The organism is Halomonas sp. DP8Y7-3 (assembly GCF_019801675.1).
GTDB classification, from domain to species: domain Bacteria; phylum Pseudomonadota; class Gammaproteobacteria; order Pseudomonadales; family Halomonadaceae; genus Halomonas; species Halomonas litopenaei_A.
Genome location: NZ_JAHVIO010000003.1, coordinates 497,845 through 510,793, shown reverse-complemented (window position 1 = coordinate 510,793; position 12,949 = coordinate 497,845). Strand labels below are relative to the sequence as shown.

Sequence of the window (12,949 nt, the reverse complement as noted above, 5' to 3'; positions counted from 1 at the left end):
CTCCTCCCGGATCGCGAATGGGGTACCCTCAGCCCTGACGAGTCGGCGTGGCCGGCCGCTGCTTGCGGAAGGCATTCTTCACCGCAATCTTGCCGTCGCGGAAGGTAAAGGCATCGATCATGCGAGCCTCGGAGCGCATACCATCGGCCGTGGTCCCACAGTAGGTGCTCTCGCTGTAGCCGCGATCTCCAATCACCTGATGCACCCCGTCAAGCCACTGGGCATCCGGGGCATTTTCCCAGGCCGCCCTGAGTCCAGCGCGAACCTGCTCCTGACCATGAAAGGTCTTGCCCAGCAGTTCTGGGCCAGCCACGGAATGGAATTCGCAATCGTCGGTCATCATCGACATCACCGCGTCGATATCGTGACGGTTGAGCGCATCGGCGAAATCGGCGAGAAACTGGGCGTCGGGTTGGCTCATGGAGGTTCTCCTTGTTGTTCACAGCGCGACTGAGCGCCTAGAGCAGTATCGTTATTGTGTTGGCGAGGCCCTCTTGGCCTCGTCTACCCCCGAGCCTAAAGGCCCCGAGCGCTCGTCCCTTAGCACCAGTTGCTCGCTGTCGATTGGGCCAGCCCTGCGGGTGACGCCGAATCCTGCACATGGTGTGCGTCGTGCCCAAGCCGATAGGGTGCCGGGTCCACGCAGGGTCGCTCACCCAACAGCAACTCCACGCCGAGTCGAGCCGCCGCGGGCGCCAGCACCAGACCATTGCGGAAATGGCCGGCATTGACGTGGAGTCCAGCCCAGCCAGGCACCTCCCCGATAAAAGGAATGCCGCCAGGAGAGCCAGGTCGCAGGCCGGCCCAGTGATGCTCGATACTGGCCCTGGAAAGCGCTGGCAACAGCCGCACCGCACTGCGATACAGCGACACCCGTGCCGCGCTGGTGGTGGTCTTGTCGAAGTCTTGGTGCTCCAGGGTGGACCCCACCAGAATGCGTCCATCCTGACGCGGGATCAGGTAACGCCCATCCGCCAGCACCACCCGTGAGAGCGGTCGAGTACCATAGGGGGGCTTGAGCACCATCATCTGTCCCTTGACCGGGTTGACTGCCAGGCCAACCCCGGCTCGCCGCAGCAGTTCGCCGCTCCATGCCCCGCCACAGACCAGTATGCGCCCCCCATCGATGCGACCCTGCACGGTCTCTACCCCGACCACGTCATCGCCTCGACGCCTGAATCCAATGACCTCACAGTCCTCCCGGACTTCGACCCGGCGATCCCGTTCCAGCCGCGCACGCAGGGCACGCCCCAGGCGCGGGTTACGCAAGCTGCCGAGTGTGGGCATCCACAACCCGCCCTGCTGCCGACGCAGCCAATCGGTCTCGGCGAGCCCTGGCTCAAGGCAGCAAATGGCATCGGCGTCGATGTCCTCCAATGGCTTGCCGAAGCGCTGCGCCCACTGTCGCGCGTCCTCGGCATCGTCCACCGCGAGATACAACAGGCCATGCCGGGTGAACTGCGGGTCGACCCCGGTCTCGTCATATAGCTGGCGGCACAGCGCCGGATAGACGCCTTCAGACAACGCTGACAGCGCAGAGACAGGCGCGCTGTAGCGCCATGGATACAGCGGCGAAACGATGCCACCACCGGCCCAGGAAGCCTCTCCGGCGCAACGACCCCGCTCTACCAGCGTCACGGTCAGGCCGGCTTGTGCCAGACGCCAGGCACTCATCATGCCGATGACGCCTCCACCCACCACGATCACATCCCGCATATGCTTCTCCCCCTCGTTCACGGCGCCCCACTCATCCCAGGGTGGCCAGAACCCATTGAAATCTCATTTTTCGATACAATTTGCGTTATTTTTTAAAACACGTCTATAGTGTCATCACTTTCACAGCAGCGCACCAGGACACACGACCATGGCCGATGCCCATTCCCTGCTCGATGACAGCCTCCCCGCCCAGCACTGGCACAGCGCCCGGGAGATCTTCGGTATCGATTCGGACCTCAAGGTGCCGGTGTTCACGCAGCGAGACGATCATGTGCCCGCCATGGATGAGGCCTACCGCTTCAACCCGGACGTCACCCTGGCGATCCTGGCGGGCTTTACCCGCAACCGTCGGGTGATGGTTCAAGGGCTTCATGGCACCGGCAAGTCGACCCATATCGAGCAGGTCGCGGCGCGCCTCAATTGGCCCTGCGTACGTGTCAACCTGGACGGTCACATCAGTCGCCTCGACCTGGTGGGCAAGGACGCCATCGTGATCCGAGACGGTGTGCAGGTCACAGAATTCCAGGAGGGCATCGTGCCCTGGTCACTTCAGCGGCCGGTCGCCCTGATCTTCGATGAGTACGACGCGGGCAGACCCGACGTCATGTTCGTCATCCAGCGCATCCTCGAGCGCGATGGCCAGTTCACCCTGGTCGATCAGAACCGGGTCATCCGTCCACACCCGATGTTTCGCCTGTTCGCCACCGCCAATACCGTGGGCCTGGGCAACCAGGACGGCCTCTATCAAGGTACCCAGCTGCTCAACCACGCCCAGGTAGATCGCTGGAACATTGTCGCCAAGCTCGACTATCTGCCGCGGGACGAAGAAGTGAACATCGTGCTCGCCAGGGTGCCGAGCAAGGACAACGAGCGTGGCCGGCGCCATGTCGACGCCATGGTGGCGGTGGCCGAACTTACCCGAAAGGGCTTCGCCAACGGCGACCTGTCGACGTTGATGTCGCCACGCACGGTGATTACCTGGGCCGAGAACTGCGAGATATTCCGCGATCCTGCGCTGGCATTTCGTCTGTCGTTTCTTAACAAGTGCGACGAGCATGAACGCGCTCTGGTCGCGGAGTTCTACCAACGCTGCTTCGATGAGGAACTGAGCGAGTCCATCGCCAGCGGCGACGGTGGCAGTGAAGCATCATGACGACCCCAGGCGATGCGACCCACGCCAGCGCCTTGGCCAGAACACGGCGCCAGCAATATCTCGAAGACATCGAGGCGGCGGTACTGCGAGCCCACACCGGCGACAGCCGCTGGTTCTACGCCAGCCGTCGTCTCTACCACGGGCAACGACGAGTCCCCCTGCGGGCCCCTCACCTCAAGCTTGCCGATGACTGCCTGTCGATTACGGGCTATCGCGCGGTCAGCGATGCCCTGGCCCTGCGCGAGCGCTTCAGCGACGACGCGCTTCACCAGCACCTACGGCCAGCAGAGCCCGAACCACGGCTGATCTACGACTGGCTGGAGCAGTGCCGCGTGGAAGCCTTGCTGGGCCCCGGGGCACCGGGCATGGCGAGCAACCTCGAACAGCGCTTCCGACAGTGGTCGCTGGACTACCATCACGCGCAATTCACCGAAACTGCCCTCGGACTGTTGCTGTTCTGCGTGATTCAGATCAGTCGCTCGCGGCTGATGGCGGCACCGATGCTGGAAGCGTTCGAGGACATGCTGGAGGCCACCCGGGCCAATATCGTACCGGCCCTCGGCCACGCCCTGGCGGGACTGCGACGCGAGCGTCACGATCAAGCGGCCTTCCAGCGTCACGCCCACGCCATCGCCGATTGGATAGCTGCCCAGCTGGAAGGCTTTGAGCCTCAGCAGGATCGCGAGCAGGAGGACAAGGATCCTCGCCGTGCCCTGGCCCTGCTGCTGGACAGTGAAGATGACCTGGAGGAAGAGATCCCGGTCGCGCTCAGCGGGCAAAGCCGTCTACTGGAAGATGACGCCAACCGCTACCGCGCCTTCACCACGGCTTATGACAGCGAAAGGCGTGCCGACAGCCTGGTCCGGCACGCGCTGCTGGTGGAGTACCGCGACCGTCTGGATCAGCGGCTCGCCGCCCAGAAGGTCAACGTGCGCCGGCTGGCCCGGGCCTTTCGGCGTCATCTGTCGGTGGTGGAGAGAGATGGCTGGAACGACGGCGAAGAAAGCGGCGTGATCGACGGGCGCCGACTGTCGCAGATCGTGACATCGCCCCAGGAGCGCCGCGTCTTTCTCCGCGAACGCCATCGACCCGTCAGCGATGCTCAAGTCAGCCTGCTGATCGACTGCTCCGGTTCCATGAAGGTCCACGGTGAAGCCATCGCTACCCTGGTGGAGCTATTGGCCCGGGCGCTGGACATGGCGGGGGTAAGCAGCGAGGTGCTGGGCTTCACCACCGGCGCCTGGAATGGGGGCCGTGCCCAACGGGACTGGCTCAGGTCAGGCAGACCCGCGGCCCCGGGACGCCTCAACGAGGCACGCCATCTGATCATCAAGGACGCCAGCCAGCCCTGGCGCCGCGCCCGGCTGGGACTGGCGGCCCTGCTCAAGGCCGATATCTACAAGGAAGGGATCGACGGCGAAGCCGTGCAATGGGCCTGTCAGCGGCTGATGAGCGCCGACGTCAACCGCCGCCTGCTGGTCGTGATCTCCGACGGCAGCCCCTCGGATAGCGCCACCAACCTGGCCAACGATCGTCACTACCTCGACCACCACCTGCGCTCGGTGGTGGCGACGTACAGCGGCGGCAACGGTCGTCGTTCCGGCCCCATCGATATCGTTGGCCTCGGCGTCGGTCTCGACCTGAGCCCCTACTATCCGAGACACCGAGTCATCGACATCGGTCAGACCCTGGACAATACCCTGCTGGATGACGTGGTGGAGCTGATGCTGTCGAAGCGGCGGTATTAGTCTTGGGGGACAAGCGCCAGGTAAGGCCTTGCGAAACCATCCCCGTCCGTCTTAAGCGATGAGGTCAGCGTGAAGTGGTCACCGAGTTTCAAGCCTGAAGCGTCGTCCTTAATAGCTCAACGCCAATCAAGAAGTGCACGCTGTTGATGGACAAGATCAGGCTAATGGGCGTGTCATCCAACTGGCAGAGCCAACTGCTACGTCCCCGGGCCACCCCGTCTCCGCTATCAGGGTGTGCGGCCTTGATATGCCCAGAGTAGGCATCCCTCTGCGAAGCAACTTCACCTCGCCTTACACATGCCAGTTATATGTAAAGAAAAAGCTGGCACCTTTACACATGGAGTCACGTCTATCAGTTTTGTCGGCGCTGCGTTACACAAACACTTTCTCGAAGAGTCATGACCGGAATAGCCGCAGGTAACGCTCAAAGACAAATATCCGGTTACGCTGGTAGCCAGTTATCTCGTTCAACATCTTATCCTCGACCATCCTGTTGAGCAGCGCAGAGGCGGTCTGATGCGTCACCTCCAGCAGTTCGCTGACCTGTCCTGCCGTTACCGCAGGACGCCTGTAGAGGTGTCTGAGCAAAGTCTGTACATTCTCGGCCCGCTTGCCGTAGCCAAAGGCCATGCGATCCATTTCCTGGCGCAGCTCGAGGATCCCGGTAAAGGTGGCCTTGCCCTTACCAGCGGTCTCGATGATGGCCGATAGGAAGAACTTGACCCAATGGACCATGTCATTAGACATCCGCACACGAGTCAACGCATCGTAGTAGCTGGCTCGGTTGCGCTCGAAGAAGTCTGACAGGTACAGCGAGGGCTTGCGTAACAGGCCCTTGCTAACTAGATAGAGGGTGATCAGCAGCCGCCCGATACGGCCATTCCCATCCAGGAAGGGGTGGACGGTCTCAAATTGGTAGTGACTTATAGCGATCCGGATCAGCTCCGGCACGTTGACACTATCGTTGTGCCAAAAGAGTTCCAGATCCCCCATCAGCTCAGGCACCTCACTGGGATGAGGCGGGATAAAGGCTGCATCCACCAAGCTACTACCACCTATCCAGTTCTGACTGATACGAAAATCCCCGGGAGACTTGTGCTCACCACGTACCCCCTGCATCAGGATGGCGTGAGTATGCTTGAGTAGCCGGTTGGATAACGGAAGACGCTCCAGCTCCTCGACCGCTTCGTTGATCGCCTGAATGTAGTTCTGTACTTCGTGCCAATCATCGCGCTTTTCGGGTGCCAACTGGCTGCTATCCAGTACCGCCTCATCCATCTCGGTTTGCGTGCCTTCGATACGAGAAGAGTTGTTGGCCTCCTTGGTGATGTGCATCTGGATGAATAAATCCACATCCGGAACGATCAAGGTAAAGGCATCCAGCTCCGCCAAAGCGCGGGAAGCGCGTTCCAGCAAGGTGTTGATCTAGGGGGCCTCCCAGCTCCACTCTCTGTTCACCGTCACCGGGCTGAAGCTTTTGTACTGATACTGGGGCAGCCACTGCCCTGCCTGAAAGGTTTCAAACTTCATTAGCCGACTCCTTGTCTTAACAGTCAGTGGCTCGCGCTATGGCCGCCATGGCAATCTTGAGGTGGTACACATACTGACCGGCTCGCCAGCAACGTCCATCGATTTTTCCGGTGACGGCGGCGGAGATCAGAGCGGCGCGGCCTTCGAGCAACACTATCACTGCGCTCATTGCCTTAACAACAAGATGTAAAAATCACTATTTCAAAGCCGAAAACCGCAGATAAACTACCTATTGTTCGCGTACGAAAATCACTATAGTGGGACTCTCATTAACCTACTAGACGCACCGCCAACCTATGTAACGCTGTCTGCCTCACGAGAAGCGACCTCTGAAGTTAAAATGTAAATCGACACTTCTAACACCATGTAAAAGATCGCACCCCTCCTCTATCCCAGAAATCAAATCAAGTAAGCGGAGGGGGGGGTGAACCCGTCTAGTGGCTCCTCACCACTACACAGAATTAAAATGCTTAGCATTACTCGACATGAGTTCAGCTTTTAACGTCTTTTCGTCTATGCAAGACGCACCAGCCATATACAGGCGATGTCTCACGCGTCATAGTTTCAACGTCGTAACCTGCCTCATCATGACAAATTGATCCTCTCACGACCTTGCTACCAACAGTCACGTAAAACCGTCATATAAATTATCTCCTAATACTTTAGTATCTTCCTCGCGATTTCACCCTCGAGTCATTCATAGACGTCTCGGGATTAACTTACTTGGTGATAGCGAGAGATGACCGCTTGGCTCTTCCCCCCGCCATTCGGCACCAAAGCCCTCGTACTAGACACATTTTGCAATGTTCGTGCGAGTAGCTCCCCGCAGATCCGCTTTATCCAGCCGGTACAAGCCTTGAGATCAGGTTCATGGATTGATCTACACCAACCATGCTGATGCGGACGTCAAGCGGGCAGCACTCTGTCCACAGGAGCTTATGGAGTGAATTCTCATCCATAAGCCTGCCCAGACGCCTGACTAGCCTTGAAATCGAAGCGCAGCGGAACAACAGGCGAATCACGTTCGAAGGCTACGGTCTACACTAACCTCCTCAGAACTTCGCCCAAGAGTATCGAACCCCGGCTACCGCGAAATTTCCCAGAAAAAATCTCTGTGTCCATCGACACTGCTCACGGAAACGAGCGCCCTCTCTAGAACCTCGCCGGTGACAGCCGTTGTGCGTAGTCAGGCAGCGGGCTGCCATCGATCATGGCGCGGATCAACTCACCGGTCTGGGCGGACAGGGTCAACCCCAGGTGAGCGTGCCCGTAGGCCAGATACAGCCCTTCCCTGCCGGCCACGGGACCGACCACCGGCAAACCATCCGGGGTGGAATGACGAACGCCCATCCAGCGCTCGCTCAGCGTCAGAGAGCGACCGAACATGGCGTCTCCCCACCCCTTCAGGCGGTCCCAGCGGCGCTGGTCGGCACGCCGTTCCGGCGCGGTAAACTCGGTGGTGCCCGCCAGGCGCACACCGCCCTCCATCGGTGTGGCGTAAAAATGGTGGGCCAGCCAGCCCGTAGGTCGTGTCAGCGAGACCGACGTGTCGAGCCGCACGTGGTAACCACGCTCGCTGACCACCGGCAGCGACATCCCCAGCCACTTCATCAACGCCTGGTTAGCCATGCCCGCGCACATGACCACCTGATCGGCATGGTGCTCCCCCAGCGTACTGACCAGACGCCACCCGCCATCGACACAAGGCGCCAGTCCCTCGATGCGCGCACGGTGCAATACCGCACCGGCGCGCTCCAGTCGGCGCCACAGGGTGCGACTGACGGTCAAGGGGTCCTTCAGGTGACGTGTGGAGGGAAAGAACAAGGCACCTTCCAGGCGCTCAGGGCTGAGCTCAGGCTCCAGGTCGCGAACGTCAGCGGCCGTCAGCGCGCGACAGTCGACGCCATCGGCCCGCTTGGCCTCAGCTGAGGCCTCGAGCGACCGAGACAGCGCATCCCCACGATACGCCAGCTGCAGGCAGCCGGTATCCGCGTACAGGCCCGGTGCGTCAAGCGATTCGAGCAAGCGGTGTTGCGCCTTGACGGCGTCCTGTATCAGCGCCACCAGATCCGCCTTGTGGCGGGCAAAGCGGGAGGGTGTGGCGGCCTGGATAAAACGCGGCCCAAAACTGGCCAACCGCGACAGATAGCGGGGATCAATCGATAACGATGCGTCACGCCGGACCAGTTCCCTGGGCAGGGCCTTCAAGGTCTCGATACTGGCCATGGGCGAGGTCGCGTAGTTGGCAATCAGTCCTGCATTGCCAAGGGAGGTGCCCTCCCCCGGTGCTCCCGGATCGAAGAGCTGCACCTGGTAGCCGGCGTCAACGAGCGATCTCGTCACGGCCAGACCGACAATGCCTGCCCCCACAACGGCGATGGTGTTCATGCAATGTCTCCTTGGGGACACTGACGTCCGGCCCGTGGTTCAGGCCGGACGCGCGTAGCGTGGATAGCGGGGATTCAGTTATCGCGGTAGAAGCGCCAGGAGGCGATCCCCACCCCTACCGCGGTAAGGATGCTGACGGCACTGACGGCATACAGGGCAAGAGCGTACAGGGTCATGGGAGTCTCCTTTATTGAGTCTTGGCGACGACGGGAGCATCGGGAGCCGACCGGAACAGCTGGTAGACCAGTACAAACACCGAGACATTGGCGATGACACCGGCGATCAGAGCGGTCAAGCCAGTAGCCGCCTGCAGGTCAAAGGGCCCCCACTTCCACAGGATCGTGACCGACGCGCCCGCTAGCATCGCCGCCACAGCTGAGCGGGTGCAGCGCAAGTTGAACAGCACGGCGAACACGAACGGCAGCAGAATGGTCGGCGCCCACAGCGCATAGCTGAGCAGCAGCGCATCGATGATCGAGGTCGCGTACAGGGCGAACACTACCGCACCCAGGCCGATCAACAGGTTGACCAGACGCTCGATCCACAGCCGCTTCTGCTCACTGACCGTGGGCTCGATGAAGGGCTTGTAGATATCACTGACGAAGATCACTGCGGCGGAGTTCAGGTAGGAGTCGGCGGTCGACATCACCACCGCCAATAGCGATGCCAGTACCAGCCCTGTAATGCCCACCGGCAGGGCATCACGAATCAGCGTCGGCATGGCCTGATCAGGTGAGATCGTTGGATAGAGCACCAACGCCACCAGCCCGATGGTGGCACTGACCAGATAAAACAGGAAACCGAAGCCACCGGCCACCGAATAGCCGATACGTGCATGGCGGGAGTCCGGCGCCGACAGGGCTCGCTGGGTGTAGGGGGGAACCAGCGTTTCGCCCAGCAGGAAGGCAATGAAGATCGACAGGAACATGCCCAGCGAATAGTCACCCATCAGGCTGAAGTGGCCCTCCGGCAGGCGCTCGATCAATGCCTGAGGTCCCCCCAGGTCATGCAGCCCAATCAGCATGGTGACCGGCAGGAAGATCGCCAACATCAGAAATTGCACTACATCGGTCTGGATGACCGCCCACATTCCACCGATGGTGGAATACACCAGCACCACGGCCATGCCGATCAAGATACCAGTGGCAACGTCGATGCCGAGTATGGCGTTGAACACGGTGCCCACGGCCAGGGCCTGAGCCCCTAGAATGCCGACGCAGAACACCAGCGAGAAGATCCCGGTAAACAGGCGAGCACTGGCGCCAAAGTGCTGGGCCATGATGTCGCCAACCGTATGGGCATTGACGTAGCGCTTGAGCCTGGGCGCGATAAACAGTCCGGCAAGCACCGTGGCAATGGGAAACGCAGAAGCGGCGAACATGAAGGCATAGCCTTCATCAAAGGACTTGCCGGCACGGCCCATTGAGGCACCGCCACCAAGAAAGGACGCCGCCAAGGTGGCGAACAATACCGGCCAGATGATCTTGTTGCCGGCAACCGCAAAGTCAGCGCTGTCAGAGACTTTCTTGGCACTGCGATAGCCGATGTAGATCAGTATCGCGAAGTACAGCAGCAGTCCGCAGAGGTCGATCGGATTCATGCAACTACCCTCGTTATGGTTGTAGGGGGGTGGTGTCAGCTTCGACGACCCTTGTCATAAAAACAACTTTGATCTACCTATGAACCTATAGATAAAACTTAGACCATATCGCGTGCACTTTAGCGGCCCTCGCCTCCCGCGGAAGAGCCCAAACCATGTCGCCGCGAACGACGCCCCAGACAGCACCGCAGACAGCAGTACAAGCGAAGCTACGTCGGCCCATGCCGCATCGCGGCGAAGCCTGTCCTCCACCACCCTACCCAGGAGTCCCTGAATGAAGCTGCGCTACCCTCTTCGTCAGCTGCAGATATTTCGCGAGGTCGTGCACACCGGCAGTCTCAGCAAGGCCGCACGACGACTCGATCTCAGCCAGCCGGCGGTGAGCTCCGCCATCGCCAACCTGGAGCAGGAGGCCGGCTTTCTGCTGTTCCGTCGCAATAACTACGGCACCGAGCTGACGCCGGAGGCTCGCTACCTGATGGAGGGCGTCGACAGGGTGCTGGCGTCGGTGTCACATCTGGACGAACTGGCCGAAGGTCTGCGTCAGGGCCGCGCCGGCAAGCTGATTGTCGGCTGCATGCCGGGGCTCTCACCGAGCGCCTTGCCCCAGATCATGGCGGACTATCTCAGTGACTTTCCCGATACGCGGCTGTCCCTGCAGACCTTCAGCTCAGGCAAGATTCGCGACTGGGTGGCCGAAGGCCAATTCGATGTGGGCGTCATTGAACGTCAGGATGATCTCAGTGACCTGGAGGTCAAGCATCTGACCCTGCGCATGCATCTGGCGGTACCGGCGAACAGCCCATTGGCCACCGCCACCGTGGTCGGGGCCAAGGACCTTGACGGGATGCCGCTGATCACCCTGGACGAGCACCACCAGAGCACGCTCAAGCTGAAGCAGGCACTACGCCAGGCCGATGCCCGCTGGCATGTCGCCGCCGAGACACACCTGTTTCCGTCTGCCATCAGCCTGGTGCGCGCTGGCATCGGTCATGCGCTGGTGGACCCGGTTTCTGCCGCGGGCTTCCTGCTGCGCCGGGACTGTGACGTGGCCATCGTGCCCTTCGAGCCGGCCATCGACCTGGAGATCGCCATCATCACCCCGCGCTTTCATCCAAGCTCCCGTCAATGCCAGCGCTTCCTGCCCTATCTCGAGAAGGGGCTGGCCCACTGGCATAAGCGCGCCCTGGCGCCCCTTCACGCCTGAGCAGGGGCACCGTGGCGTGCCGGAACGGTGCACACCGGGCTAAGCATATTCACCTGCTGCCGCCACAGGCCCGAATGACCAGATCGAGCGCCGGGACAATATCGTAGACCGGGCAGCGCGCCTCCCGGCGCACCACGTCCACAAAGGCGCTCAGGTCCGTGCACTCAAGCACGATGGCATCCAGCGTGACCTTGCGCATCAGCCGTCGCGTGGCAGTCGCGACCTCTTCCGCCATCGCCGCCATGTCGAGATCATCACGCTGTCCCTCAAGGATCACCTGCCGAAACTCGCTCCCGTCCTGGAGACCTTCAAGCGCGGGAAGAGACCCTTGCCAGCCCGCTCCCAGGAAATGTTGCGCCTTCAATGCCCCTGCGTCGGCCGTCAGCACCCCCACCCGCCCAAGGCCCCCGTGCACGACGGCAAGCCAGGGCAACAAGGTCAGACTGGAGAGCACCACCGGCACCGACACTACCTCGGCGACCTGAGCCTGATACCGCGCCATGAAGCCGCAGCTGCCCGCAATGGCGCATACCCCCTCCGCTTCCAGCTGGCGTGCCTGCTCAAGCAACAGGTCGCGCAAGGCGTCACCGGGCGCGTGCAGCAGCCTGGGAATATCAACGCCCTCGAGCACGCGGTAGCGCACCGGATGGCGGAAGCTATCGGGGTGGCGCAGGTGTCCCAGGGGCTTGGTAAAGGACGAATCCAGGCACAGCACCCCCAGCGGCGCCTCTTCTATATTGGCTCTCACAGGCCAGCTCCAGATGCATTCGATAGATGTATGGATGCCGTCGGCTCAGGGCAAAGCTCTGGCATCGATTCAGTACTGCCATAGCGCCATGGCGCCATCGATCACCAGCCCAGTGCCGATGATCATCAAGGTCAGCATCGCCACCCGCCGCAGCAGTTCAGCACTGCAGGGTGGTGGATAGCGGCGCCCTGCCCAGGTGGCCAGTGCCGCCGCTGGCAGGGTCCACAGCGCCAGCAGCCACACCTGAGCGTCGAGCCCGCCGCCGGCACCGACATACAGGGTGCGCACCCCGGAGGTCATGGCGAAACACGCGATCAACAGCAGACGAATCGTCTCGCGGGGCAACGGCTGGCGGTAGCAGTGGTAGATGACCGGCGGCCCCGGCATGCCGAACATGCCCCCCAGCAGACCCGTCATCGCACCGCTGACCGCGAAGCCGGCAGGAGCCGAGACCTGTGCGCGCGGACGGGGCCTGAGGCCAACGCTGAGACCTCCGTAAAACACCAGTGCCCCCAGCATCAGCATCAGTAGAGCTTCAGCGCTGACGCTCAGCCAGTTCAGCGCCCACACGCCAAGTCCGATGGACGGTACGATGCCAAGACCCAGCGCCAGCACGTGGCGCCCATCCAGGTGATGCAGTTTGCCAGGTAGCGCCACGGCACTGTTGACCAGGGTAATCAGGCTGACAACGGCCACCAGGGTGGCAACGCTGACAAGTTCCAGACCGCTGGCCACTCCGATGATGATCATGCCGATACCAAAGCCAGCCACGGTATGCAGGTAGCCGGCCAGCAAGGTGATCGATACCACCGCCGCAAGACTGGACAGCGCCATTCCCTCAGGTACCAGTGTCATCTAC

The 12,949-nt window shown here is 61.3% G+C and carries 10 protein-coding genes; 3 read left to right on the top strand and 7 right to left on the bottom strand.

The window, feature by feature from the left end; genetic code table 11:
* Positions 1–28: 28 nt before the first annotated feature.
* Together KUV86_RS04525 and thiO are read right to left on the bottom strand one after the other, a co-directional pair.
* Positions 29–421, bottom strand: coding sequence for a nuclear transport factor 2 family protein (locus KUV86_RS04525; RefSeq protein ID WP_206942803.1), 393 nt, complete (start codon positions 419–421; stop codon positions 29–31).
* A 119-nt stretch (positions 422–540) separates the two neighbouring features.
* A complete protein-coding gene (gene thiO, locus KUV86_RS04520; RefSeq protein WP_206942805.1) occupies positions 541–1,716 on the bottom strand; it encodes a glycine oxidase ThiO in 1,176 nt (391 codons plus the stop codon).
* A gap of 148 nt (positions 1,717–1,864) precedes the next feature.
* Between thiO and KUV86_RS04515 the strand changes: the two genes are divergently transcribed.
* Both KUV86_RS04515 and KUV86_RS04510 read left to right on the top strand, forming a co-directional pair.
* Complete coding sequence (locus KUV86_RS04515; protein WP_206942807.1) at positions 1,865–2,869, top strand: AAA family ATPase; 1,005 nt, start codon at positions 1,865–1,867, stop codon at positions 2,867–2,869.
* The gene (locus KUV86_RS04510) at positions 2,866–4,617 is read left to right on the top strand and encodes a cobaltochelatase CobT-related protein (protein WP_206942810.1); all 1,752 of its coding nucleotides are present in this window, start codon (positions 2,866–2,868) and stop codon (positions 4,615–4,617) included. The genes KUV86_RS04515 and KUV86_RS04510 overlap by 4 nt, the downstream gene beginning before the upstream one ends.
* Positions 4,618–5,013: 396 nt before the next feature.
* Here KUV86_RS04510 and KUV86_RS04505 read toward each other — a convergent pair whose 3' ends face one another.
* From KUV86_RS04505 to KUV86_RS04495, 3 genes are all read right to left on the bottom strand, one after another.
* On the bottom strand, positions 5,014–6,033 hold the full coding sequence (locus KUV86_RS04505; RefSeq protein WP_206942811.1) for a Fic family protein: 1,020 nt from the start codon (positions 6,031–6,033) through the stop codon (positions 5,014–5,016).
* Positions 6,034–7,299: 1,266 nt separating this feature from the next.
* Positions 7,300–8,535 (bottom strand): NAD(P)/FAD-dependent oxidoreductase, encoded by a 1,236-nt coding sequence (locus tag KUV86_RS04500; RefSeq protein WP_206942813.1) that lies wholly within the window; start codon positions 8,533–8,535, stop codon positions 7,300–7,302.
* Positions 8,536–8,722: 187 nt separating this feature from the next.
* A complete protein-coding gene (locus KUV86_RS04495; protein WP_206942815.1) occupies positions 8,723–10,135 on the bottom strand; it encodes a sodium:solute symporter in 1,413 nt (470 codons plus the stop codon).
* 274 nt (positions 10,136–10,409) lie between these two features.
* On the opposite strand from KUV86_RS04495, the gene KUV86_RS04490 reads away from it, so the two are divergent.
* Entirely contained in the window at positions 10,410–11,342 is a 933-nt protein-coding gene (locus tag KUV86_RS04490; RefSeq protein ID WP_206942817.1) for a LysR family transcriptional regulator, read from the top strand.
* 49 nt (positions 11,343–11,391) lie between these two features.
* Here the strand turns inward: KUV86_RS04490 and KUV86_RS04485 are convergent, their stop codons facing one another.
* Together KUV86_RS04485 and KUV86_RS04480 are read right to left on the bottom strand one after the other, a co-directional pair.
* Entirely contained in the window at positions 11,392–12,090 is a 699-nt protein-coding gene (locus KUV86_RS04485; RefSeq protein WP_222483762.1) for an aspartate/glutamate racemase family protein, read from the bottom strand.
* 69 nt (positions 12,091–12,159) lie between these two features.
* Positions 12,160–12,945 (bottom strand): TSUP family transporter, encoded by a 786-nt coding sequence (locus KUV86_RS04480; protein WP_206942821.1) that lies wholly within the window; start codon positions 12,943–12,945, stop codon positions 12,160–12,162.
* Positions 12,946–12,949: the final 4 nt, after the last annotated feature.

Coding starts and splice junctions, on each gene's coding strand:
- KUV86_RS04525 (WP_206942803.1), bottom strand. CDS start 421: ATGAGCCAACCCGACGCCCAGTTTCTCGCCGATTTCGCCGATGCGCTC.
- thiO (WP_206942805.1), bottom strand. CDS start 1,716: ATGCGGGATGTGATCGTGGTGGGTGGAGGCGTCATCGGCATGATGAGT.
- KUV86_RS04515 (WP_206942807.1), top strand. CDS start 1,865: ATGGCCGATGCCCATTCCCTGCTCGATGACAGCCTCCCCGCCCAGCAC.
- KUV86_RS04510 (WP_206942810.1), top strand. CDS start 2,866: ATGACGACCCCAGGCGATGCGACCCACGCCAGCGCCTTGGCCAGAACA.
- KUV86_RS04500 (WP_206942813.1), bottom strand. CDS start 8,535: ATGAACACCATCGCCGTTGTGGGGGCAGGCATTGTCGGTCTGGCCGTG.
- KUV86_RS04495 (WP_206942815.1), bottom strand. CDS start 10,135: ATGAATCCGATCGACCTCTGCGGACTGCTGCTGTACTTCGCGATACTG.
- KUV86_RS04490 (WP_206942817.1), top strand. CDS start 10,410: ATGAAGCTGCGCTACCCTCTTCGTCAGCTGCAGATATTTCGCGAGGTC.
- KUV86_RS04480 (WP_206942821.1), bottom strand. CDS start 12,945: ATGACACTGGTACCTGAGGGAATGGCGCTGTCCAGTCTTGCGGCGGTG.